At 32.4% G+C, this 23,022-nt stretch carries 28 protein-coding genes and 2 pseudogenes; 27 read left to right on the forward strand and 3 right to left on the reverse strand.

The window, feature by feature from the left end; genetic code table 11:
- Positions 1-223 precede the first annotated feature (223 nt).
- Together B1B04_RS18765 and B1B04_RS18770 are read left to right on the forward strand one after the other, a co-directional pair.
- Positions 224-1,528, forward strand: a complete 1,305-nt coding sequence (locus tag B1B04_RS18765; protein ID WP_079562922.1) for a hypothetical protein — start codon at positions 224-226, stop codon at positions 1,526-1,528.
- Between the two features lie 450 nt (positions 1,529-1,978).
- Positions 1,979-2,260: pseudogene (locus B1B04_RS18770) on the forward strand (MFS transporter); the annotation flags it as partial.
- 91 nt (positions 2,261-2,351) lie between these two features.
- Here B1B04_RS18770 and B1B04_RS18775 read toward each other — a convergent pair.
- From B1B04_RS18775 to B1B04_RS26255, 3 genes are all read right to left on the reverse strand, one after another.
- The gene (locus tag B1B04_RS18775; RefSeq protein ID WP_079562924.1) at positions 2,352-3,530 is read right to left on the reverse strand and encodes a tyrosine-type recombinase/integrase; all 1,179 of its coding nucleotides are present in this window, start codon (positions 3,528-3,530) and stop codon (positions 2,352-2,354) included.
- A 98-nt stretch (positions 3,531-3,628) separates the two neighbouring features.
- Positions 3,629-4,114: an ImmA/IrrE family metallo-endopeptidase gene (locus B1B04_RS18780; RefSeq protein ID WP_240518343.1), complete on the reverse strand. Its 486-nt coding sequence runs from the start codon at positions 4,112-4,114 to the stop codon at positions 3,629-3,631.
- 193 nt (positions 4,115-4,307) lie between these two features.
- Positions 4,308-4,670, reverse strand: a complete 363-nt coding sequence (locus tag B1B04_RS26255) for a helix-turn-helix domain-containing protein (protein ID WP_079562925.1) — start codon at positions 4,668-4,670, stop codon at positions 4,308-4,310.
- A gap of 165 nt (positions 4,671-4,835) precedes the next feature.
- Here B1B04_RS26255 and B1B04_RS18795 point away from each other — a divergent pair, with 165 nt between their 5' ends.
- The 25 genes and pseudogenes from B1B04_RS18795 to B1B04_RS18920 all read left to right on the forward strand — a co-directional run bounded on the left by B1B04_RS18795 (position 4,836) and on the right by B1B04_RS18920 (position 23,022).
- Positions 4,836-5,063 (forward strand): helix-turn-helix domain-containing protein, encoded by a 228-nt coding sequence (locus B1B04_RS18795; RefSeq protein ID WP_079562926.1) that lies wholly within the window; start codon positions 4,836-4,838, stop codon positions 5,061-5,063.
- 26 nt (positions 5,064-5,089) lie between these two features.
- Positions 5,090-5,410, forward strand: coding sequence for a hypothetical protein (locus B1B04_RS18800; protein ID WP_079562927.1), 321 nt, complete (start codon positions 5,090-5,092; stop codon positions 5,408-5,410).
- 169 nt (positions 5,411-5,579) lie between these two features.
- Entirely contained in the window at positions 5,580-5,849 is a 270-nt protein-coding gene (locus tag B1B04_RS18805) for a helix-turn-helix domain-containing protein (protein ID WP_170939017.1), read from the forward strand.
- A 161-nt stretch (positions 5,850-6,010) separates the two neighbouring features.
- Positions 6,011-6,232 (forward strand): hypothetical protein, encoded by a 222-nt coding sequence (locus B1B04_RS18810; RefSeq protein WP_079562929.1) that lies wholly within the window; start codon positions 6,011-6,013, stop codon positions 6,230-6,232.
- 285 nt (positions 6,233-6,517) lie between these two features.
- Positions 6,518-7,171 (forward strand): ORF6N domain-containing protein, encoded by a 654-nt coding sequence (locus B1B04_RS18815; protein WP_079562930.1) that lies wholly within the window; start codon positions 6,518-6,520, stop codon positions 7,169-7,171.
- A complete protein-coding gene (locus tag B1B04_RS18820) occupies positions 7,168-8,151 on the forward strand; it encodes a hypothetical protein (RefSeq protein ID WP_079562931.1) in 984 nt (327 codons plus the stop codon). Before B1B04_RS18815 ends, B1B04_RS18820 begins: the two co-directional genes overlap by 4 nt.
- Positions 8,141-8,278, forward strand: a complete 138-nt coding sequence (locus B1B04_RS25750) for a hypothetical protein (RefSeq protein WP_170939018.1) — start codon at positions 8,141-8,143, stop codon at positions 8,276-8,278. Before B1B04_RS18820 ends, B1B04_RS25750 begins: the two co-directional genes overlap by 11 nt.
- A gap of 179 nt (positions 8,279-8,457) precedes the next feature.
- Complete coding sequence (locus tag B1B04_RS18830) at positions 8,458-8,856, forward strand: hypothetical protein (protein ID WP_079562933.1); 399 nt, start codon at positions 8,458-8,460, stop codon at positions 8,854-8,856.
- Positions 8,844-9,092, forward strand: coding sequence for a hypothetical protein (locus B1B04_RS18835; protein WP_079562934.1), 249 nt, complete (start codon positions 8,844-8,846; stop codon positions 9,090-9,092). The genes B1B04_RS18830 and B1B04_RS18835 overlap by 13 nt, the downstream gene beginning before the upstream one ends.
- A 79-nt stretch (positions 9,093-9,171) precedes the next feature.
- Positions 9,172-9,351 (forward strand): hypothetical protein, encoded by a 180-nt coding sequence (locus B1B04_RS18840; protein WP_079562935.1) that lies wholly within the window; start codon positions 9,172-9,174, stop codon positions 9,349-9,351.
- Between the two features lie 495 nt (positions 9,352-9,846).
- On the forward strand, positions 9,847-12,402 hold the full coding sequence (locus B1B04_RS18845; protein ID WP_139376987.1) for a tetratricopeptide repeat protein: 2,556 nt from the start codon (positions 9,847-9,849) through the stop codon (positions 12,400-12,402).
- A 382-nt stretch (positions 12,403-12,784) separates the two neighbouring features.
- Positions 12,785-13,335 (forward strand): annotated as a pseudogene (locus B1B04_RS18850) (site-specific integrase).
- A gap of 159 nt (positions 13,336-13,494) precedes the next feature.
- Positions 13,495-13,788 (forward strand): hypothetical protein, encoded by a 294-nt coding sequence (locus tag B1B04_RS18855; RefSeq protein ID WP_079562937.1) that lies wholly within the window; start codon positions 13,495-13,497, stop codon positions 13,786-13,788.
- Positions 13,789-14,205: a sigma factor-like helix-turn-helix DNA-binding protein gene (locus B1B04_RS18860; RefSeq protein ID WP_079562938.1), complete on the forward strand. Its 417-nt coding sequence runs from the start codon at positions 13,789-13,791 to the stop codon at positions 14,203-14,205.
- Between the two features lie 164 nt (positions 14,206-14,369).
- Positions 14,370-15,110, forward strand: coding sequence for a VIT1/CCC1 transporter family protein (locus B1B04_RS18865; RefSeq protein ID WP_079562939.1), 741 nt, complete (start codon positions 14,370-14,372; stop codon positions 15,108-15,110).
- 565 nt (positions 15,111-15,675) lie between these two features.
- Positions 15,676-16,482 carry a hypothetical protein gene (locus B1B04_RS18875; RefSeq protein WP_079562941.1) on the forward strand — a complete coding sequence of 269 codons (807 nt, stop codon included), beginning with the start codon at positions 15,676-15,678 and terminating at the stop codon, positions 16,480-16,482.
- A gap of 92 nt (positions 16,483-16,574) precedes the next feature.
- Entirely contained in the window at positions 16,575-16,973 is a 399-nt protein-coding gene (locus B1B04_RS18880; RefSeq protein WP_079562942.1) for a hypothetical protein, read from the forward strand.
- 131 nt (positions 16,974-17,104) lie between these two features.
- Entirely contained in the window at positions 17,105-17,929 is an 825-nt protein-coding gene (locus tag B1B04_RS18885) for a TIR domain-containing protein (RefSeq protein WP_079562943.1), read from the forward strand.
- A 210-nt stretch (positions 17,930-18,139) separates the two neighbouring features.
- The gene (locus B1B04_RS18890; RefSeq protein ID WP_079562944.1) at positions 18,140-18,472 is read left to right on the forward strand and encodes a hypothetical protein; all 333 of its coding nucleotides are present in this window, start codon (positions 18,140-18,142) and stop codon (positions 18,470-18,472) included.
- Positions 18,473-18,675: 203 nt separating this feature from the next.
- The gene (locus B1B04_RS18895; protein ID WP_079562945.1) at positions 18,676-19,458 is read left to right on the forward strand and encodes a hypothetical protein; all 783 of its coding nucleotides are present in this window, start codon (positions 18,676-18,678) and stop codon (positions 19,456-19,458) included.
- A gap of 71 nt (positions 19,459-19,529) precedes the next feature.
- The gene (locus tag B1B04_RS18900) at positions 19,530-20,060 is read left to right on the forward strand and encodes a hypothetical protein (RefSeq protein WP_079562946.1); all 531 of its coding nucleotides are present in this window, start codon (positions 19,530-19,532) and stop codon (positions 20,058-20,060) included.
- Positions 20,061-20,317: 257 nt separating this feature from the next.
- Entirely contained in the window at positions 20,318-20,581 is a 264-nt protein-coding gene (locus B1B04_RS18905) for an HNH endonuclease (RefSeq protein ID WP_079562978.1), read from the forward strand.
- A gap of 2 nt (positions 20,582-20,583) precedes the next feature.
- Complete coding sequence (locus B1B04_RS18910; protein WP_079562947.1) at positions 20,584-20,892, forward strand: hypothetical protein; 309 nt, start codon at positions 20,584-20,586, stop codon at positions 20,890-20,892.
- 104 nt (positions 20,893-20,996) lie between these two features.
- On the forward strand, positions 20,997-21,176 hold the full coding sequence (locus B1B04_RS26580; protein WP_346427002.1) for a hypothetical protein: 180 nt from the start codon (positions 20,997-20,999) through the stop codon (positions 21,174-21,176).
- Positions 21,177-21,327: 151 nt separating this feature from the next.
- Entirely contained in the window at positions 21,328-23,022 is a 1,695-nt protein-coding gene (locus B1B04_RS18920; protein WP_079562948.1) for a terminase TerL endonuclease subunit, read from the forward strand.

The following is a 23,022-nucleotide window of genomic DNA, read 5'->3' on the forward strand; positions in this document are numbered from 1 at the left end:
ACGCTTTCGCGCAAAAAACCATCTGCCGCCCAACGCCCCACAAAAGCAACCCGCTTAATTTGACACACTTAATTCATTGATATAAAGTCCACTGGTTAAATTTATCTTATTTATTTGTGTAGAATATCAATTCTTCGATATACTATTTATAGTTAATCTGTATAATAATTAAGAATTGTTTGTCATAACGAAAGTAGTTTGACATAGAAGGTAGGTACTAAAGATGTATAAAATAGGTGTTGTTGGCCCAATAAAATCCGTAAAAAAAATTATCGAATTAGCACATGAAATCGAAGAGGATATGGAGTTTATCCCATATATTTATTCGATTGCTACAGAAACGCAACATCTTGTGGAAACCTACAATCAAGATGTTGATTTTTGGCTATTTTCGGGATACATACCTTATAAAATTGCTAGCCAGACAAGTGTTTCACAGGATAAGCTGGCACATATCATCTTTTCTGAGGCGGCTATTTACAAAGGCTTTTTTGAGCAATCCTATAAAGTAGGGAAAGTTATTGAGAATGTCAGTATTGATATTGTTTCATCACCTGCACAAATGTTGTTAGAAGGGGTAGCAGAGATCGAGAAAAATGTAAGGGACATGTATGTAAAGGAATTTGATGTGGCCATTGATCCGAAAGAATTATTTGATTTCCATTATGACCTATGGCTGAAGGGGAAAATCGATTTTGCGATCACATGTTACCCGTCTGTCGATGAAGAGCTGAAAAAGAAGGGAGTTCCCTCCTATTGGGTATCCCCTACAAAAACAGAAATTTACCATACCGTTCAGCTATTTACCGAAAAAATTAAAACGTCGTATTATAAAGAAACGCAAATAGGTGCTGTCATGCTCGAAATAAAAGAATTCGATTCATTGAAGGAAAGAATGAAACAAGGATATCGTATTCAATATTTAGAATTGCGCATGAAGGAAAACTTACTGCAATTATGCGAACAGATTGATGGTTCCTTAATCGAGGAAGGGAATGGGAGATATACTATTTTCAGTACGAGGGGAGCAATCGAAGGGCAGATTCAATTCATCAAGGAAAAGATGTACCAGCTGTCCATTGAAATGGAGGCAAAGGTTACAGCAGGAATAGGCTTTGCGCAAACGGTATTTAATGCCGAAGTAAATGCGCATAGAGCTTTACGTCAAACGAAAGAACATGAATCGATTGATATTGTCATGATTCAAGATGATGGTACAATGATTGAATCTGTCGGAAATAGCGAGGAGCTATCATATTCCTATCGAGCTGATGATCCTACTATCCTTGAAAAATTAAAAAAAGGCAATGTTAGTATTAAAAACTATACAAGAATACAAGCGCTAGTTCAAAAAATGAGTTGGAAGCATTTTACGACAAAGGATTTAGCCGCACAGCTTCAAATGAGTGAACGAAATGCACAGCGCATTGTGGCAGATTTATGTAGTGTAGGTTTAGCGGAAATTTGTGGAGAAGAATTACAGCATACACGTGGTAGACCAATAAAAATATACCGGCTTGTGATGTAGGTCAAGCGTATAAAATGTCCTAAACCAATGAATGGTTTAAGGGCATTTTTTGTTTGGCGGAAATTTGCGAAATAGAAAATACAGAATTTTTTTAGTTATTATTTGCTTTTGATGAATGTTTAAAAAGTGTAGACAAATCAACAGTTTCCAAGTTTCTATGACGTATGTTAGACACCTTTTTTTGTGCGATTATTTATTAAAAATTTTCAAAATAATATTGTCAATTCATAAAAAGTCGATTATTATACGAATATATAACGAAAATGTCGCTATATATAGGGGCCGATTTTAATAGGGAGAGATAAAAAATAGTATAGGAAAGTTGCAATAGGTATCGAGATGGAAGAATAAGAATTTTAGTTGTCGCAATATTCGAGTAAGTAACTGAATGTCTTTTTCCTTTAATACGATCAATTGCAGCAACGCAGTTTAAACATGGGAGGGATAGTAATGACAACGAATGAAGTAACCAAAAAATCCAGAAATTTAATCCTTGCACTCTTATTTTTAGGATGGTCATTAGGAAATCTAGATCGTTACATCATGAACTATGCAGTGGTATCGATTACGGGTGATTTAAATTTAGATGCTTCTTCCACTGGAATTATTTTAAGTGCTTTCTTTTTAGGTTATGCGATTATGCAAATACCTGGCGGCTGGTTGGCTGATAAATTTGGCGCTAAAAAGATCTTACTTTTTTCAGTAATTATGTGGTCGATATTCATGAGTCTTGCTATAACCCTTTGATTATAGAGGATTACGGGTACTTTTTAGGCTTTGGTTCCCCAAAAAGTACCACAAAATTAAAGAAGTATAATAAAATTTAGAGCAAAACTTTTGATAATATTTGAACAGCCTCTTTTTCTTTTTCTTTTAATGAATGTGCGTAATATACCATTACTGTATTTGGAGTATCACCAATTATTTTAGCTACAACAGGGATAGGAACTCCTTGTCCACACAAGATTGTTGCATAAGAATGGCGAAGTCCATGCGGCGAAATATATTTGGATATTACCTTTTTTTTATAAACACTGATTAAAATGTTGGCAACAAAATTTGTTCCTATACAATGTAGCGTCTTTAAGTTGATAAAAACATAATCTGTATTTTTATGTGAAACTCCTTTTTCTAATTTTTTTTCAATAGACTTCTTTCTATAAGATTCTAATAGTGAACATAAATTTTGTTCAATCTCTACAACACGTATACTATTTTTTGTTTTAGCTTCTCGTTGACCTAAATGGTCACGAGTTTCATAGATATTAATTGTACCTTCCTGTAAGTCAATATCTTTCCAACGTAATGCTGCGGCTTCTCCTTTTCTCATTCCGGTAAATGCAATTGTCCAAATTACTGCCGTTTTGGTCATATCGTCTGCTTTTTTTATGAATTGTAGCAATTTTTTTAAATCATCTTCATTCAAAAAATTTAAATCGTTTTCTTCATTGATACTTTTTTTCTTTTTTTCATTTTCCTTAGATATTGTCATAGATGAAAATCTATTTTTAGGTAAAACTTCATTTCGTACTGCAAGATTTACAGCATCGAGAAATTTACTGTGTGCACTTTTAACTGTATTAACACTTTTGGTTTTTAACAGTTCGTCGATAAACTCCTTTTTATATGTCAAATAGTCTAAATTAGATAATTTGTAACTACCTAGGAGAGGTTTTATATATAAATCAATATTTTGCTTTGCTAATTTCTTTGAAGAGATTGCCCAATCATTTTTTTTCGATTCAAACCATATATCCATCCACTGTGAAACAGTTATATTTTTATTCTCAACAACTTTTAAAAAACTATCAGTCTCACAAATCAATTTAGCTAAAGCAACTTCTGCATCACGGTCCGAATCAAAGCCTTGCTTGTATAATTCTTTTCGTTTACCTAGCGAATCATAATATTTGTACCGATAAGCATATTTTTTTTTATTTTTTGTATCAGTGTAACTATAGATATTATTTCTACGTGTCTTTTTTAATTTTGGTCTAGCCATATACTCACGTCCTTTAATTAACCGGGCAGGTATGTTTCAGGAACTCTGAGTAGGATTTACTTGCATCACTCCTTTCAATATCTTGCAAAATATATGTTTTAAGAACAACAGTAAAGCTGCATTCTATTATTTATGTATTGTGTTACTCTACTTAAAGCAAATTCATATTCAACATTAAATAGCCTTTGGATCATGATAACTGTTGAAAACGTATAATCATTGATTTTTAGCGTATCTAACATAAAACTAGGGATACAAGCATGATACATAAAGTTATTTGCTTTATTCTCTTGATACTCTATCCAAGACCTCGGCATTTTACCTCGATATCCTTGATGTCCGTTATGTTGAAGTACATGAGAAAGTTCATGACAAAATTCCTGCCATTGTTGAGAAACAGTTAAATTCTCATTCAAAGCAATGAATGCTTGAGACCCGATAAATAGGGCCTGACTTGAATTTCTCCAAAAATATACTTTGATTCCTAGAGCTCCGGAAATATTTTGGAAACCTAATTGTTTTGGTTTTTCGATTCCTATTTTTTTATACATTTCTTTAATGAAGTCTTCTGTGTAAGTTGTCATCCAAACATCCCCGTTCATAAATCGTGAGAACAAATGTTCTGTTTAAAGTGTACAACAAAACCCTACTAGCGGGAAAGTAGGGAAAATTGATATTTTTTCTATTTGATGTATAAATTTGATACATTTCCACAAAAAAACTAAAGGATAGTAGTTTGAAATCATTTTAAAAAAAGGCAACTGTAGTGATAGTTGCCTATTTTTTATAGTCGTGCTTAATGATTTCCCAAAAATCTCGAAGTCTTTTCACAGCTTCTTCTTCTGATTCAGGTAGCTCTTTATAAAACACGTTTAATTCTGGATTGTTTGCAAAAGCTTGAAACTCAGCCTCATCTTGTTCATCGTGAGTAAGTGCAGGAGTGTCTGTACGCCCAAGAAGGTAGTCAGTACTTACGCCTAATACATTTGCTAAATTAATTAACTCGCTATCTTTGACAGGTCTCTCATTTAATTCAATTCTATTCATAACACTAACATTCAAGCTAACACGATTTGCAAGTTCACGTTGAGTCCAACCTTTATTTTCCCGTAACGAGATAATTCTTTTTCCTATATTCATAATTTCACCACTTTCAGTGAATTCGTATCTTTAATATATCACGTTTCCATTTTGGAAATAAATAAATTTCTAAATCAGAAATTTTATGCTTGAATTTCTAAAATAGCAATGGTATATTATGTATAAGGTGTTGCTAAAACAGAAATTCTAAGGCGGTGACATATATTGAAAATATTTAATTTGGAGTATGTAAAACAAAGAAGACAAAAGTTAAACTTAACGCTTCAAGAGGTTGCAGATGAGATGGGTATGAAAAATGCTTCTACATACTTAAAGTATGAAAATGGAACATATGCTTTCAAAGCAGAGCAATTACCTTTATTGGCAAATACACTTAAATGTAACACTGAAAATTTTTTTATCGAAAAGATTGCTAAAATAGCAATTTCTTAAGAGTGCAAAAAGTAAGGAGGAACTTTATGATACACAGTCAGCCTAGTGAAAGTATGATTCTTGAAACCATTTTAAAAATGGGGGGCATCACAAAAGAATCTATTGAGCAAACACTTGAAAATTTAATACATGAAGCTGCTCGACCAAAAATACTGTTTTGGGACTTAAAACAAATGGCACAAGCAACTCCATTTTGTGAAAAAACCATTGAGCAAGAGATTATTAAAAAAGATCCACGCTTTAGGCAATACCAGCGTCGTAACGGGCGTTATGGGAAGAAGGTATGGTTATATGAGCCAACTTCCAAATTACTTGTAGAGAACATTATGAATAACTGGGAAATCTAAAAATCAAACACCGGGCGGGTATGTTTTAGGAATTTAGATTTCAGTATTGGTTAAGGGCTTATAAAGAGGTTTGGGCAATAACCTCATATGTATATATTAGTGAATTTTTAATATTTTTCTATGCGTAGCATGCATAATATGCATCCTTTGCATAAAGGTGGTGAACAAATTGAATATTGATATTGGTGGATTAATCAAAAAATGTCGCGAGAGTGCAAAGTTATCACAAGAGGCGTTTGCGGATTTGATGCATACATCTCAATCGACAATTAGTCGTATTGAAAAGAATTTGGTTGTGATTGAAGCAAAATTCTTAGCCAAAGCTGCAGCGATTACAAACTCACAAGATGTAGTAGTTGCTACATTATTTAGCACAGATGCAGCTGTACAGTTCTTGCAAACAATACCAATGTTTATCATGGGAGGTTTTTATGGATAAAATCAAAGACTTAATTATAAAAAACAAAAAATGCAAGCGCATAAGCACCTGCATCTAATTGAACTGAAACTTTGGCGAGGAACAGTTCAAGAACTATTAATTTTTTGTAACTTTATTATGGACAAACTTTCTAAAAAAGTCAACTTGAGGAGGATTTAATTATGAATCGAATTCTGGAACAACTATATAAAAACTTAAATCAAGAAAAGGAATCTTTACATGAGTGTGCTGTTGCGGTTGCAGATTTAAGCAATGGGCAAAATCATGAAGATCATATTGAAAAGCTTATTGCTTATAACCTACAAAAAGGGCGTGTGAGTAGCTTGGAGGATGTTATTCATGAAATCGATAAGCTGAACACAAAACCGTTAAAAGTTGTTTGATTCGTTCTTATCACAGGATTCATAAGCTGTTTGTTTGTGAGTCCGATGATGCGAATGCATCTGAAAGGCAGGTGATCCAGTTGAGGATTGATGTAAAAGCTTGGCTTGCTATGAAACCTGTTGAACAATATATATTTACAGAGCCGTGCGTCAGAATGACGCTACCCTTAAAAATAAGCATAAAAAAGGCTTACAAGCACTGGCATGCAAGTAAGCGGCTAAGAAATTACATTACAGATACTATAACAAAAATCTAATGAAACAGCAAGAAAGGGGAGGCATTTCATGCTACCAGAAATTATTGTGCATGGGAATTTACGCGTTTTAACTAGTGCACAACTGGCTGAATCGTTTAAGACAGATAGCAAGACTATCAATCGCAACTTTCAACGAAATCAAGAACAATTTGAACTAGGTGTACATTACTTTGCTCTAACAGGTGAAGATTTAAAAGCATTTAAAGGCGAACGTCAAAATGACGCTACCCTTAAATATGTTTCGGTTCTTTATCTTTGGACTGAAAAAGGGGCATTTTTACATGCTCAATTTTCTAAGAGTAAGCAGGCTAAAGAAGCATATCGGGCACTAATTAATAGTTATTACACAATGTTAGAGGACAAGCCACAGATTGAGCAAAAACACACTTTGGCAATTAGCCTAGAAGATTACCAACAACTTGAAAGTAGGGTGACAACTTTGGAACAAAGATTACAAGAGGTTACATTGCATTCTGGGGAACAATTACGTTTGCGAAAAGAAGTGAACCTACGAGTTTACGAATTGGCAGGTGATGAAAAGGATGGTAGAAGAGCTCTATTTCGAGCGATATGGTCTGCCATCAAAGAACGTTATCAAGTGGGCTCTTATCGTGACGTGAAGCAACATGAGCTTCAAGATGCATTACGCTTTGTCTCTAACTGGGGAGGTGAAGCATCATGAATCTATTAATTAATGAACCACCTTTGCAAGTGTTACCGACGCTTGCTGCGGAAATCGGATTAAATAACGCAATCGTTTTACAACAAGTACATTATTGGTTACGTGTTTCAACTAACAATCGTGATGGTCATAAATGGGTGTACAAAACTATAGATGAGTGGCATGAGGAGTTCCCATTTTGGTCAAAACGCACACTAGAACGTGTAATTCAGAGCCTTGAAGATTTAGAAATTCTTGTAGCTGGCAATTATAACAAACTCAAAATGGATCGCACAAAATGGTATCGAATTAAGTACGAAACCCTTTGCAAACTGCATGAAAATGCAAGCCGACAAAATGACGGAATGCAACCCGACAAAATGACGGAATCGAAATCGCCAAATTGTCAGGAAGGAAACCGACAAAATGACGTGAACGTTCCCGACAAAATGGCGGTACCAATAACCAGAGAATACACAGAGACTACTACAGAGACTACACAGAGAAAAGGAAACAGTCGCAAACGAGTTTACGACGAATCTTCTGTGCATTACCAATTAGCTAATAGACTCTATCAAAAAATATTGATTGATGACCCAAGTTTTAAACAACCAAACATGAATACTTGGGCTGATAGTATTCGCTTGATGATGGAACAGGATAACAGAACTGTTGAACAGATCGAATATCTAATTGATTGGTCACAAGAGAATCAGTTCTGGAAATCGAATATTCTCTCAACAAAAAAATTACGTGAAAAAGCGACAACGCTTATCCGCCAAATCAAAGCTGATAAAGCAAAAGAGAATAATGTTAATTCACCATCTAATTTTCGTCGACAAGGGCGTACTGAGGTTGTTCCTGAATGGTTCAATAATCGTAATGAGGAGAAGGAGAACGCAAAGGAGACAACTGTAGAAATCGGTCAAGAAATTGATTTTGAAGCCGAACGTCAAAAAATATTAAAAAAGCTAGGGAGTGCTAAAGAGAATGCGAAGTGAACTAGTTTTTATTCTTCACTTAATGACATGGTATTCAGAGCAATACCTTGATAAATTGTCAGACGAAGAACTGAATCGTACTTATGATGCCCAAATGGAAAAGAGCATGAACGAGAGATTGGTGTAAGCAGTGAGTAATCATTTTTATGGACGTAAAGTGGTCAATGCAGTTACACAACACGATTTACAAAAGAAAGTTGCAGATAACGAAAAAAGACAATGGCGTATTGTTGGTAAATTCACAAGACATCACTACAGCGGTCACTGGTGTTGTGTGATGGAGAGACAATCAAAGGAGGGAATGAAATGAATCAAAGAATTGAGCTTTTAAATCAGCAGAATGCATTACACAATCAGCACTGTGTTACCTGTCCAAATCGATATGATCGTAATGCTAAAAGCTGTAAGTCTTGCGACATCTTCATAAAATTCAAACAAATCGGTAAAAATCTGTTAAACCTTCATGATGTTAAAGAGTCTAGTAAAAAAACTAAAAATGATATTTTAGCAGAATCGATGACTGCACATGGCATGGTTTTAACAATAGATCGGTACTTGGATTTGCAGGAGATGGGTTTGAAAAACTATCAAATAGCAGAGTATTACGGCATTACAACCCGAGAGCTAAATGAGTGGAAGGTATGGCAGGGGCTGACTGGTAAACGTGGTCCAGTGTCTAAAAATGATTTAGCATGCAGCAGTTAAGTATCTTCGATTGTCCAGCAGATCAAAAACATGATTTTCAGATTCATGACAGGGTAAAGCTTTTGCTAGTGGATGAGTCAATCAATTGGGAAATCCATAATTATCGAAAATATTACTTTGAGCAGTTGATTGGGGAACTTGGGACAGTGCTTGAGGTTAAGAAAAATACAGTGGCAGTGGAATTTGCTGATGAAGTCATTTTATGTGATGTACATGAATTGGAATGGATAGCGTAGGGTACGGTGGCAACCGTATCCCTACAATTAAGCTCTCTTGCTTAATACAACTAAAGCAATTATACAGGGAGTGGCTTATATGGGCAATATGGGTAATTTAGGCGTGTTAGGTGATGGAGTATACATTGTACAACAAGGGGCAGTTGTAGAGGTTCTGGAGCCTAAAGAGTATGGACAAGATTCTATTCAGTGGCAACATGGAAAGGTGTTTGAAGTGAGCGAAAGTAAGCGCAGACGTGTTGGGGCATTAAAAAAATAGAGAAAAAAACAGGTGACTTTGACTTGAAATTAGTAGCAAATAATAAAAAATTATAGAAAACTATATGTTTGTTTATTTGATAGTAACTCCATTTTGAAAAAATAAAAAATGGAGTTACTCCTTTTTAGAAATATTATGAATAAGTTTAAAATATGATTCTTTGTTTAGGTTGGTTTAATTATCACGTCTACTTTAGTCAAGGTGTAATTGCCTCATATACAAGATACTTTAAAATCATAAATATGAGTTGCTGTCTTTTCTAGAATTCTGAAATGAAGGAAAATTAAATAGAAATGAAGTGATTGATTACAAATTTAGCTTACTGTTTTTGTATTTTAAGGATAGTTTGTTCAATGTTTGGTATAATAATCTTCCGAAGGAAGCATTTAGTTCTTAGTAGATAGAGAAGTGTGTATGTATTGCTTAGGATTCTGCTGTTAATAAGTACTCCTTTTGATTTCTATAATAAAAGTCGCATATAAACCTCCAGGAGAAGTGAGTGAATCGAAAATGTCATCATTGAATCAAAATATACAAACATTAAATAAACTTGTTTACAGTCAACTTAATGAAATAATAAAAATGCTTGATAAAAAATTTAATCTAAGGCTTTACTCTATTGTATTGGATAAAAAAAACAGTTGCAAAGAAATATATAGATTGAAAAAAAATATTACATCATTTAATAATATTGGAGAGCCAGAGATTAGTCAGGACAATCTTAAAGAATTAAATTATATATTTAAGGAATTGCGCTTAGATGCATCTTTTAAAGAAAAAGAATTGAAGACAGAATTCAAAGATTATTTAAATCGTCAAAAATTTCTGAGCTCGATAAATAATTCACAACAAATATTAAATGAATCTCAAGAAAATGAAAAGTTAAGTACTGTTGAAGTAGTTAATAAGACGTCAACCTTTATGCAAGAAGATAATTCAAGAATTTTGTATATGAATAGCTATGAAAAAGAATTTGGGGATGTAATTTATATAATTGAAATCAGAAGTGTAGATATAGAAACTATTGATTTATTCTACAAATATCCTGACTTGAGCTTCTTAAGAATGGTTTTAGATTATTATTTTATTGATTACTTTATTGAGAATCAAAATGATATGTTAAATATGAGTGGAAATAATACAAACAAAAAATATAACGAAGACAGTGTTCACTTTAATAGAAGAATAACGAGACTATATTTTGGAAAAATACAAGAAATATTACTAAAAAAAAGTGAGATTAAAGAAATAATACCTGTATTTGATGTTGAATTGAATAATCAATATTATTTTTATGATATGTTAGAAAAAATTGATGATATTTCAAATCTTACATACGAAGGTAGTAACCCGTTTGGATCCATCTTATTTCTTAATAGAGAAGTGCTATCCAGCGATAATAATCCAATTGTTTATACTATTAAGTTTCAAGACAATTTAATTGCACTAAATGATGCAAAATTAATAAGAAAATTACTTGAATTGACCAATAATGAAAAAGATCTTTATTTAATTTCTGATCATGAAACGATTTATGGTTTAGGAAAAATAAATTGGAGTCAAATAGATGATTATATTTTGCTAAGGGTAGATTTCAAAGGGGTATCTAAATATAATATTAACCTAATAACAACTAAAGAAAATGGATCAAGCAATGGGGATATAGCGGTTAAAAACGGAAGGAAAACATGTCAAATAAATAGGGATTTAGAAATTATTGATAAAAATCTTTTAAAAGTATCTTTTAAAAGCCCTTTAATCGGAGGAGATGGTTTTACTAGTGAAAAATTCAAAAGACTTCTAAAAGATGGAAAATTCCATATGGATGGAGATGTAATTGAATATCTTGAACAAGTAGTATTGAACGCTAAAGAACAAAAACATGGAACAATGGTAGTAATTACTGACTATGAAACTGCTGTTTCTGAACTGAAAACACTGAAAAAGCAGTCAATTCCGATAGAATCTAAACAAAAACAAATTATACCAGAATACATTGAATATCTTACATCTATAGATGGAGCGATATATTTTGATACGAACGGTAAATGTCACGCAATAGGTGTAATCTTAGATGGAATTGCCAAAGAAAATATAGGTGACGCTAGTAGAGGAGCGAGATATAATTCTGCATATCGTTATTTAGAAAAAATTAAAGGATTAAATAAAAAATGCATAATTGTTATCATTTCAGAAGATGGCATGGTAAATCTAATACCTGAGTCAGATGACGAAGAAAAAATATTTGCTTTATTGCAACAGGTGGTTGATTTAATAAATGAAAATAAAGACAAAGAAAAAATAGAAATTGAACTCAATGAAATAGAAGAAATAATAAATAATGATGATAATACTGATTATCAAATATTTTTTAAAGTAGCAGAGGTTTATCGTGGTATGGATAATTACGAAAAGGCCATTAAGTATTACGAAAAGGGAATGTCAGTTGCTGATGGAATCATTATTTTAGTTAAAAATTATAGATACTGGGCTAAATTGCATTTCGATTATGCTAGAGAAACAAAAAATAAGGAACAGCGAATCCATAATTATGAAGAAGCTAAAATTATTTTTGATGAATATCTAGTTAAAGCAAATGAGAATGAGTTAAATTTACATGATTATAACGACTGTGCACTCGTTTATAAATTTCTGGGTGACAATGATACAACAGAAAAGTTAAGAACGACATTTCATCAAAAGGCTCACCTCAATTATTCCAAAGCTATTGAAGTTTCCGATTCTAAAGATATCGGTAATGCATCTCTTTTTTTTAATCGATCGAATGTTCGTAAGGAAATGGGAATGTTTAAAGAATCTCTAGAAGACTTAATTACGGCCGAGTTCATAAAGTCGAGTGAAGTTTATATTAATAGTTTTATGGATTTAATTCAAAGTAACAATGAATGGATAGATTATTGTATTCAAATCATAAATAAGAAAAGAGATAATGATTTAAAAGGTGAAAATTTAATTAAGAAACTCAGAGAATATGGAGATAGCATTAGAGAACAAAGTCCCGAAATTGCTGCATCGTTTGAAAATCTTTAATTAGTTGTTATAAAAGATAAAATAAGTAATTTTCTAAAAGTTTGAAGGAAATTAAAAGTTGATGGATATGGTAGATGAGATAATTAAGCATAATGAGTAATTTGTGTTTTAAACATAGTGTTGGATATTACTAGAATTGATAAACTATATTATGAGTTTAATAGCAGCCTTTACGGAAAATACCGGAGGCACTAACAGACAGGTAATGACCTGTTTTGTTGGTGCCTCTTTTTATTTTATTAATGGGGTAGAGGACATGAGTACGATACAGAGTTAGTACAAAAGGGGTTAAGCAAAGAAGCTAATGCGCAAGCGTCAAAAAGACGCCAACCTAAAGTTATAAATGAGTAAAGGGAGCATTTAGACAGAAAGGGGATTGTTAATGAAAGTTGTTCAACCAATACGTGATCCAGAAAAGGTAAATGCAATGCTTCAATATTTAAAAAGCATGAATGAAAGAGACTATATGCTGTTCTACATTGGGATAAGCGCTGGGCTTCGAATATCAGACATGTTACAGCTCCGCAAAGAGGATGTTACGCTCATATAGACATCGTAGAAAAAAAGACAAATAAACCTAAGCGATTTACGTTACCTCCATATATAAGGAAAGATGTTCAACGATATATTCAAAGTTTGAGCGAAGGTGAGTATCTTTTTAGAAGTCGACAAGGGGACAATCGACCAATTGACAGATCAACAGCCTATAGAATCTTACGAAAAGCAGCAGAGGAATGTGGAATTAGAGAAATGGGGACTCATACATTACGTAAAACATTTGGTTATCATTTCTATTTAAAGTCAAAAGACATAGTGGCATTACAAGCTTTATTCAATCACTCTTCACCTGAAACAACATTGAGATATGTAGGAATCAATCAAGATGTATTGGATAAAGCAATGGACAATTTTAAACCTGATTGGGTGAAGTGATTAAACAATTTCTTTTTTATTTATACAGTACAACATAAAAAAGAGTGCCGTGCACTCATATTGATAAGTAGGTTAAAGCATTGATAATACAGGGTTTGTGATAAAGGGCGAGTGCACCAGTCTATTTATTGAAGTGCGGTAGAGGGGGCAAAAGTAAGAATGACCATAGATGAAGCAAGAGAGCAAATAAAGAGGTTAGAGGACTATATCGAAATGGTTGAAGGGTATGTTCCAGAAACGTTTGAGCAACATGCTATTAAGCTTTATGTCTTGCATGAACATGTAGCAAGAGTTGCTAAAATGTTGAATGAATTAGGTTTTCGTATTGGTAAACGGAAAGTAATTGGAACGGATGTATCGGATATTTTAAGGGACAAGCCAACAGATGAATTACACGAACTAGCGTTGAAGCTATTTAAACAAAACAAGAAAATGGTTAAGGGGCGAGTATAAATGAAGATCATGAAGAACTATGCGGATTTATTACGCATTATAGATATTGTAAAAGCAGAAATTGAAATGCTGGAGGTTGATAAAGAATATTGGATTGGCAAGAATGAGCATTTACCATTTTCCTCAATAGGTGCAGATAAGTATGGTCTTGATGTTGCATCGCAGCGTACCGATCGTTTGAATGGACGTATAGTTTCACTTGAAGAAAAGTTAGAACATTATCAAGCTATTGAAAAAGAGATTCGTGAAAACGTGGAGAAGCTAGAAGGCTTAGAATATAAAATTGCTAAATTACGTTTTATTGATGGTATGACATATCAAGAGATTGCTGATAAGTTAGGATATTCTTACGGCTATATTCGTAAGGTAGTGTCACAAGGTAACAAAGAGGTAACACCAACACTTGTCAAAGCGTGATATATTTACAGATGAAGAAACAGGCAATACCAACTAAATAGACGTTTGCGGAAACGTCAACACTACAAAAGCAACATCTAACAAGGTGTGGCTTTTTATAATGATTGTAGCCAGTATTATTTCTCCGTGGTAATATAATCCTAGAGAATTTTGGGGGAATTATAATGAAGAAAGTCTTGGAAGTTATACTCTGTTTCTTTGTAGGAGTATTTTTATTTGGAATTTTTGCAATCACTTTTCAAGTAATAGGAGGAGATAGTACTAATAAAGCTGCTATAATAGGTGGAGTATTAAGTATGCTGGGGGGCGCAATAGGGGCATTCGGTGCTTATTTTATTGCGAGATGGCAAATGAATGTCTTATTAGAAAGGCAATACGAGAAAGAAAAAAATAAATTAGCTTGGGAAATTAGGGTAAATAAAAAATTAGAGGTAGTACAAATTCTAAATAACAAAATCAATGATTTAGATTTATTTTGGAAGGAATATACAAGTCATAGTGTAGATTTGGGATTATTCTTGGAAAGAATAATTGCTGAGGATCCTGAAATTAAAGAAATAGAATTGTCACGAGATAATTTAAATAAAGGTATGAAATTTATAGAGAAATTAACAGATTTTGTATTTGCATTTAAAATATTTTTCTCTTATAAATCTTTTTACAGTGAAGATTTTCTAAGTTTATTAAATGAAATCGAAGATGATTTAATTGAATCTTATACAATTATTATAGAACTTATACCACATGATCATTTGAAAATAGAATACTCTACCGAAGAATTCTTTAATAACTGGTTTGAGGAAAAGGCTGAACTAGATAAAGAGATTCATGAGTTGAATTCTAAGTTTAATGAACTATTGGAACATCTTATCAGCGAAATATCCGAGATGTTACCAAGTGAGTAATAATGACAAACTTTAAAACTGATTAAGATCGAAACAGTAAATAGATGTGATTTTTGTTTTTCTTCATATTTCTTATAATTACAATCTATCCCATTTATCCTATGATATAGGTAGATGGGAGGTGAATAGTTTGAGTAAGGAAAAGGTTATATCAATGTCGGAAGATAAGGGTACAAATTCTAACTACTGTGATTGCGGAAATAAATTAAGTTACCAATCAGAGTGGTCTAGGTTATCTGATTCGTACGATAGTAATACTCCATCGTATGATTTAATATATCAACGAATATACAAAGAGGATCGCGAGCCGAAATATGTTTGCGATAAATGCGGAACACGCGTATTTGTTGTTCCTGATTACGCTTTAAAATAACTCACGAAGAAAAGTCACACTCACAATGAGTTGTGGCTTTTTATTATGCCTTGAGGGGGTAGATTATTTCGCAAACAAGCATGAGAGGCTACTAAATTGGTAGTCTCTTTATAATTTTTTAGTGACTTTCCTAATACTTTAATTTATCCTTAAAAAAGGATTATTGACTAACATTAGGAAAGTGGGATTAAATTGTTTAAATGGATTGAAAAGAAAGATTTATTTTATTGGCTTCTCTTTGTAATAATGATTTACTTACTGTCGTCAGATATTGGACAGTACGATCGTTTTTTATTAGATAATTGGGCTTTTGCTGGAACGATTGTTTCGATTATTTTAGCTGTTATTGCCATTTTATATACATTTGATCAAAGTTCTACTACAGTAGCTTCAACTAAGAAGCTTGAAGATTCTGCAGATAGAGTTGAGGCAGCAACAAAAGAACTTGAAGGTAACAATATTAGAATAGTTGTAGATGATTTAGAAGATCGACTGAATAAAATTCTCCGAGAAGTGAAACAAGGAATTCAAGATGACATTAATGAAAATATCACAAATCCATTAAGAGACCTTGTAAATTTAGGGAAAGCAACTTCATTTGATAAAAATTTCAATATACTTTCAGATGAAGATTGGAAAAAGTATATATATAATAATATTGTTAAAGAAGATATAAGTACAGAAGGTGTAACAATATTATACGTTTATTATTTATATGTAAATGATAAAATATATTCCCACGAAAAAACAAAAAAGATGTTAGAGAGTATCGGATATGAAAAAAGTCTTATTTTGCTTGGATGTGGAGTTTTGCAAGGCCAAGTTAGATTATTAGCTTCTTTAAATGTGTTGGAATACGCTAAATTCGATGAAGATACACAGGTTGGTAAATTTACTAAATTAAACGAAATGTTGAAAAATGAAATTGAAATGATTGTTAATAAAAAAGAAGAAAAAGTAATACGATTGATGGAAAAATTTGATGATTTATTTAAATGATAAACTATTCAATAGTTTATTATCTTTATATTTCATGTAATGACAATTCATTCCATTTATCTTATGATAATAGTACATAGGAGGTGTATGAAATGCCAAGTATCAGTCGTAAGTATGGTAAAAATTTGTTTAATATTAGTGAAATTATGGAACAATATAAGGATGTAAAGTCCTTAGAAATATTAAATGCTAATGAATTAGATATAATGATTAGTACAACAGAATATGAAATTCAAAGAGCAACATCTAATAAGGGTTTATTTTTATCAACTTTAAGTATTGTATTTGCTTTATTACTTGTATTAGTGACGAATTTCGTGAACATTGGGCCAAAATCTACATATACTGTGACAAATTCTACTGTGCCAACATTTGTATTGATTATTACATATGTAATTTTAATGATAGTTTATTATTTTGTTACAGTGAATAATATTAAAAAAAATTACGATTATTTAAATAAACTTAGGTTTGTAAGAGAAAATAAGTAATTAATTACACAGAGTCACATCTAACAAGGTGTGGCTTTTTATTCTTGCTAATTACTTTTGTTTATCCTCCGAATCATTTACAATATTCATTGTAAAAATAGTTAATTTTAGGATAAAAGGAGTAGATACATATGCAAGTATTTTTAAGTTGGTCAGGTAAAGAAAGTAAGCAGTTGGCTGCAATTTTTAAAGAATGGTTACCAAACGTGCTACAATTTGTAGAACCGTATATGTCAGCCAAAGATATTTCTTTTGGAGAGAGATGGAATAACAATATTACAGGAAATCTCCAAGAATCTTCATATGGATTAATTTTTGTCACACCTTCAAATATTAATGCTCCATGGATCAATTTCGAAGCAGGTGCTTTATCTAAAACGTTAGATTCTAAAGTTGTACCAATTTTGTATAATGCAAACGTTATGATGTTAAATGAAGGACCGTTGAAACAATTTCAATCTGCCACAAACTTGGATAGAGAAAATGTATTTGGTTTATTAAAAAGTATAAATAATGCTAATGAACAAGGGAGTCTAGATGAAAGTAGACTAGTCAAGGCATTTGATATGTGGTGGGGGGATTTGGAGAAATCGATAAATGAGATAGTTGAAGAGACAATATCAGAAGATACTTCAAATGCCGAAGAGCCTAGTGAGAAAGAAATATTAAGTGTTATTTATTCGAAATTAACTGAGCAAGAAAAACTACTCAAAATGAACCGAAACCTTACAAGTCATGATTTTAGTCAAGAAATGGATATAAATGTCCTTCTAGACTTAGAAAATGGGTTAGTGGCTCTTGAAATGTGTGTAAACGAAATAAACGAAGGTGCTTATGACGATGGAGTTAAATTATTTGTAAAGAATGGATCCAAAAATTTAAGTAAAGCTATATCTTATCTTAAAAGAAGATTTAGATTTAATGAATTAAAAGATATACCAAAACCAAATCGATGAAAATTATTTCTAAATGAAATCTACAGGAGTAAATATATATCCTTACAAAGAGATTAAGTCACATCCTAAGATGTGGCTTTTTATTATGCCTAAAGGAAGGAGGAAGGGAATAGTGACTAAATTATTGTTGCTTCTTCTATATTTGATTAAGCAGGGTTCTAATAGGTATTAGAACAAGTAATTACAAAAACACTCAAAGGAGAAGGATAAATGACTAACACACCAAACAACCGACCATTAACAACAGAGGAAACTTACCGAGTGGTAAACGAAATGATGCGTAAAGTATTTAAAGACCCATATGATTTTGAAGATTATATGTATCAAACTATAGGAAATATTCATTTTGATAAAATGAAACCATGGGATGATTTCACAAGCGTTGAAGATGTTTATGAACGAGTAAACAAGAAGATTGAACAAATAACTTTCTTAGAGATGGATGCTATTCTTGCAATAGTGAATAGTGATTTATGGCAAACTCTATTACAAGAGAAGCAAGCAAAGCAGATTCCTAATTGGGATATTTCCACGCCAATTTAGGAAGTGGTAGGATGATGCTTGTGCAAATGGATTAGTGTAACACCTAACATCCAAAGCTGGTAACGTAATGTTATCGGCTTTTTATTATGCCTTGAGGGGGTAGCTTATTTCGCAAACAAGCATGAGAGGCTACATTCGTAAGAGAGTAGTCTTTATTACGTTCCCATGATACTATTAATTTAGTAAATTATGGGGGTTTGAAAGTGGAAAAAGGCGAGAAAAATTTATTGATTTTTTTAAGTGCATTAGCTGGAGCAACATTCTTCGCAGTTATAATTTTAACAATACTTGCATACCAAATTGGTGTTGAAAAACTTGAAGCAGATAATAAAAGCGTTATTATAGGTGGATTGTTTAGTCTTGGTGGAGGTGCAATAGGTGCTTTATCAGCATACTTGATAGCTCGGATGCAATTAACAAAACAATTAGAGTTACAAGATGAAAAAGATAGAAAAAGAATTTTGTTAGAAATAAAAATGAAGAAAGCAGAAGAGGTTCTTGAAATCTTATATCAAACTAGATCAATATATTTTGAGTTACAAGGTTCATGGGCAGGCTATTTATTAGATCAAAATAATTACATGAAAAACTGTGTAAGAAATAAAGAGGAAGTAAACTATGATGATTTTTTAAATAAAGGATTGATAGGGCAACTAGAATTACATAGAGATAGATTTATAAATAAGTATGGTGAGTGTTATATTTATAAGAGCTATTTTAAAGATCTAATCACAAACATAGAAGAATGTCACACCGAATATTTTAAGGATTTAACACTAAATATTAATGGCGTTCTAATGCATTTTTCGGGTACAAATTATAGATATACAAATTATATAGACATGTATAGAGATATAAAGTACTTGATTAAAGAAGTAGATGATAGGTTTGACTTGGTTTATACAAAAATATTGGAACATATTAAATCTTTCGAGGAAGAACTACAAGAACAATATAATAATTTCGAAAACAGTAATAATAATTAGTTATACATATGTCACATCTACAAGGTGTGGCTTCTATTTTTAATAATTGCAGTAAGCATTGGAGATTTATAATGAAAAGAAGAGTTATGAAATTTAAAAACATACGTATTCAGAAATTGGCTGAATTTTATATACTGCTAGGACTATCTATTGTCTTTTCCTTAATATTAACAAAATTATGTATTGAAAATAATAGATTATTCTCTGATATTTTTAATTACCTTAGTGCAGGTGAAATGACGATATTTATAATTGCTTTAGTAGTACTAATACAAGGCCTTTATATCTTCAGTAATCCTGAAACTATCACTCATAGTGAACTAAAAAAGTTACGTGTCATGATAAATTATTTAATTATTCTCACCTTTATATGGAATTTTCATGCCTTTAATAATAAAGGAGGAGAATTTAAAGAAATATATACCTATTATTATGTATGTTTGTTCACTATATTTTGGCTATCGATTTTATATGAATTTACCAAATTAATTAAAGCTATTAAAAGTATTTTAAAAAATAATGTTACTGATAGTAAGGATAGACTTTCTATAGTAATTACTTTAATTGCAACCTTAATTTCTGCAATCGCATTATTTAAATAATATACATATAAGTCATTCCTATTCAGGTATGGCTTTTTATTATGCCTTGAAGACTGTATATCCTATCGACCATCAAATAATCGTAGGCGTTAATCGTGGGGTTATGAATAAGGTGTGCAGTCTTGAAGATATAAAGTCGAAAGCTAAACAGACTATAAAAGCTAATGAGCAAATCATTATAAATTGTGGAGGGCTGAATAATGATTAAAGAAGCACGTAAACAAGAGCTGATAAAGCATATCCTTGATGGTAAGCTTATGAAGTTCTATAAATCAAACGAGTGGATGCAGTTACGACAAGAAGCTTTGAAGCGTGACAACTTTGAATGTCAATTATGTAAAGCAGTTGGTCGCTATCACAAAGCTGAGAATGTTCATCATATAAAAGAAGTAAAGACTCATCCATATCTGTCATTGACTCTAAACAACTTACAATGCTTATGCATTAAATGCCATAACGAAGTACATGATCGTTTGGAAATAACGCGTAAAAATAAATATGCAAATGACGAGAGGTGGTAGGGATGCAAGTTACTGATGGCACATGGACATATGATACAGATGTTATCAATGCTGCAATTACAAATGAGTATCGTGATTGGTATGAGCGAGACATGCTGAATGCTTTTACTCGTTACGCTTACTATCGATACAAACAGATAAGAGATTGTGTCAATACTCGTAAGTGCAAACACATGACGATTGATAAGGTGCGAGAACAATTGAAAATCAATAACAAATTTGATTTCACATGTAATTTGTTATCGATTTCTGCCGAAGAAATTTGGTACATCGTTGACTTCGCTGATCAGCATTTGAAATACGTAAAATAAATACCCCCCGGTCAAAAAATTTCGGCTTTTTTAAGGGATTCGTTCAACGGGTAGGGTTCTGTACTCGCAAATTTTTTTTGGATTTTTCTCGCGTAAGGGGGGGTATGGTGAATAAAAGAAAATTAAATGCGATAAAAAAAGAGTTGATGGCGCTCATCGATAAAAATAGAAATATCGAAGTTGAGAAGGTAGAACGTTATATTAATCTTATAGAGATATATTATATGTTAGATGCAGCGATAGAAGAATTTGGTGTGATGATTACAACAGAAAATGGCTCGTAAAAATTTACCAAACCTAATCCGGCCATCGCAGAGAAAAATAAAATTAATGCTTCGTTAATCGCTCTTGGTAAAGATTTAGGTTTGGATAAACCATTACCGTCACAGACTACAACTAATGGTGGTAGTGATAGTAGAAGTGATTTGACTTAACATGTTGCGACAAAAATATGTAGATGAATATATTTCCCTTTATCGAAAGGGTAAAATCAAGCTTAATAAAGAGCGAGAACTTTTAATTAAATATTTAGAGCGTGATATTTTGTCACGTGATGATTTGTATTTCAATGACGAAATGATTGAGGACTGCATAAATTTTGGGGAGAAGTGGTACTTTCCTCTGAATGCTTATCAGAAGTTCTTAATTGCTTTCGTTTTTTTATTTTTCAAAAAGAATGACCGCGTGTTTTACAGAAAACATTTGTGGATGCTTGGTCGTGGCGGCGGTAAGAATGGATTAATCACGGTTATTTGCAATTTCTTGATTAGCGATTTACATGGTATTAGAGAATATAATATTTCGGTCGTGGCTAATTCTGAAGAACAGGCACAAACATCTGTGGAAGAAGCAGAAAAAACAATCAAACGGAATAGTACGCTACAGAAGTATTTCAAAGCAACAGCTACTAGAATAATTTCCAAATTAACAGATAGTGTTTTTAGATTTAGGACATCTAATGGTAATACAAAAGACGGTTTGCGTGATGGTGCAGTCGTATTTGATGAAATACATTATTTTGAAACAAATAAAGATGTTCGTGTACACATTTCTGGTCTTGGAAAAAAAGCGAATCCACGAGAATTTTATATCGGTACAGATGGTTATATTCGAGATGGTTTTTTAGATAAGCTCAAAGAAAGAGCTATGAATGTATTAAATGGGGAAGCCCGATCTAATGCTTTATTTCCGTTTATCTGTAAGTTAGATGATGAAAAAGAAGTAGATAATCCAGAGCTTTGGGAAAAGGCTAATCCGATGTTGTCTAAACCGCTGAGTGAATATGCACAAGGTCTTCTAGACACAATTTATGAAGAATATGACGACTTAGAAGAAGATCCGTCAAACCGTGAAGAATTTATGACCAAACGCATGAATTGTCCAATAACGGATTTACAAAAATCGGTGGCTTCTTGGGATGAAATCATGGCGGCAACTGAAAATGAAATGCCTGAATTAAAGGGGCATGAATGTATAGGTTGTTTAGATTACGCTAGTATTAGAGATTTTGCAGCATGCGGATTATTATTCCGACCAGAAGGTAATTACGCATTTAAAACTCATTCATTTGTCCGTAAAGAGTTTGCGGATATTTTTTATGCTTATTCAAAGAAGCGGAATGAAAAGGATAACAAAAAAATATTAGCTCCCATTCGCGAATGGGAAGAAAAAGGGCTGCTTACTGTAGTTGACGAGCCGACAATTGGTATTAAACATATCGTGAATTATTTTGTGGAAGCGCGTAAAATCTATAAAATTAAAAAGATTATCATTGATAATTTTAGAGCTGATTTAGTACGAACGGCATTAGAAGATGCTGGATTTGAAGTAGAAGTTATACGTAATCCGAAGGCAGCAGATGCATTACTTGCACCTCGAATAGAAACGGCATTTGCAAATAAGCAAATTATTTTGGGAGATAACCCACTGATGCGCTGGTATACGAATAATGTGCTAGTCATCATCAAAAAGGACGGTAATAAAGAGTATTCAAAGAAAGAGCCAATTCGAAGGAAGACAGACGGATTTGACTGTTTTGTTACAGGTATGTGGAGAGCTGATGAACTACTCGCCACTAAAATTATTACGAAAGAAAATGTTAAACGGGCTATTAAAACTTATAGCTACTAG

Origin of the sequence: Lysinibacillus sp. KCTC 33748, from assembly GCF_002237755.1 — a bacterium.
GTDB lineage: Bacteria > Bacillota > Bacilli > Bacillales_A > Planococcaceae > Lysinibacillus.

Bases quoted from the DNA above. Each gene is read 5' to 3' on its own strand.
- B1B04_RS18765 (WP_079562922.1), top strand. From the start codon at position 224: ATGTATAAAATAGGTGTTGTTGGCCCAATAAAATCCGTAAAAAAAATT.
- B1B04_RS18775 (WP_079562924.1), bottom strand. From the start codon at position 3,530: ATGGCTAGACCAAAATTAAAAAAGACACGTAGAAATAATATCTATAGT.
- B1B04_RS18780 (WP_240518343.1), bottom strand. From the start codon at position 4,114: ATGACAACTTACACAGAAGACTTCATTAAAGAAATGTATAAAAAAATA.
- B1B04_RS26255 (WP_079562925.1), bottom strand. From the start codon at position 4,670: ATGAATATAGGAAAAAGAATTATCTCGTTACGGGAAAATAAAGGTTGG.
- B1B04_RS18800 (WP_079562927.1), top strand. From the start codon at position 5,090: ATGATACACAGTCAGCCTAGTGAAAGTATGATTCTTGAAACCATTTTA.
- B1B04_RS18810 (WP_079562929.1), top strand. From the start codon at position 6,011: ATGAATCGAATTCTGGAACAACTATATAAAAACTTAAATCAAGAAAAG.
- B1B04_RS18815 (WP_079562930.1), top strand. From the start codon at position 6,518: ATGCTACCAGAAATTATTGTGCATGGGAATTTACGCGTTTTAACTAGT.
- B1B04_RS18820 (WP_079562931.1), top strand. From the start codon at position 7,168: ATGAATCTATTAATTAATGAACCACCTTTGCAAGTGTTACCGACGCTT.
- B1B04_RS25750 (WP_170939018.1), top strand. From the start codon at position 8,141: ATGCGAAGTGAACTAGTTTTTATTCTTCACTTAATGACATGGTATTCA.
- B1B04_RS18830 (WP_079562933.1), top strand. From the start codon at position 8,458: ATGAATCAAAGAATTGAGCTTTTAAATCAGCAGAATGCATTACACAAT.
- B1B04_RS18835 (WP_079562934.1), top strand. From the start codon at position 8,844: ATGCAGCAGTTAAGTATCTTCGATTGTCCAGCAGATCAAAAACATGAT.
- B1B04_RS18840 (WP_079562935.1), top strand. From the start codon at position 9,172: ATGGGCAATATGGGTAATTTAGGCGTGTTAGGTGATGGAGTATACATT.
- B1B04_RS18855 (WP_079562937.1), top strand. From the start codon at position 13,495: ATGACCATAGATGAAGCAAGAGAGCAAATAAAGAGGTTAGAGGACTAT.
- B1B04_RS18860 (WP_079562938.1), top strand. From the start codon at position 13,789: ATGAAGATCATGAAGAACTATGCGGATTTATTACGCATTATAGATATT.
- B1B04_RS18865 (WP_079562939.1), top strand. From the start codon at position 14,370: ATGAAGAAAGTCTTGGAAGTTATACTCTGTTTCTTTGTAGGAGTATTT.
- B1B04_RS18880 (WP_079562942.1), top strand. From the start codon at position 16,575: ATGCCAAGTATCAGTCGTAAGTATGGTAAAAATTTGTTTAATATTAGT.
- B1B04_RS18885 (WP_079562943.1), top strand. From the start codon at position 17,105: ATGCAAGTATTTTTAAGTTGGTCAGGTAAAGAAAGTAAGCAGTTGGCT.
- B1B04_RS18890 (WP_079562944.1), top strand. From the start codon at position 18,140: ATGACTAACACACCAAACAACCGACCATTAACAACAGAGGAAACTTAC.
- B1B04_RS18900 (WP_079562946.1), top strand. From the start codon at position 19,530: ATGAAAAGAAGAGTTATGAAATTTAAAAACATACGTATTCAGAAATTG.
- B1B04_RS18905 (WP_079562978.1), top strand. From the start codon at position 20,318: ATGAAGTTCTATAAATCAAACGAGTGGATGCAGTTACGACAAGAAGCT.
- B1B04_RS18910 (WP_079562947.1), top strand. From the start codon at position 20,584: ATGCAAGTTACTGATGGCACATGGACATATGATACAGATGTTATCAAT.
- B1B04_RS26580 (WP_346427002.1), top strand. From the start codon at position 20,997: ATGGTGAATAAAAGAAAATTAAATGCGATAAAAAAAGAGTTGATGGCG.
- B1B04_RS18920 (WP_079562948.1), top strand. From the start codon at position 21,328: ATGTTGCGACAAAAATATGTAGATGAATATATTTCCCTTTATCGAAAG.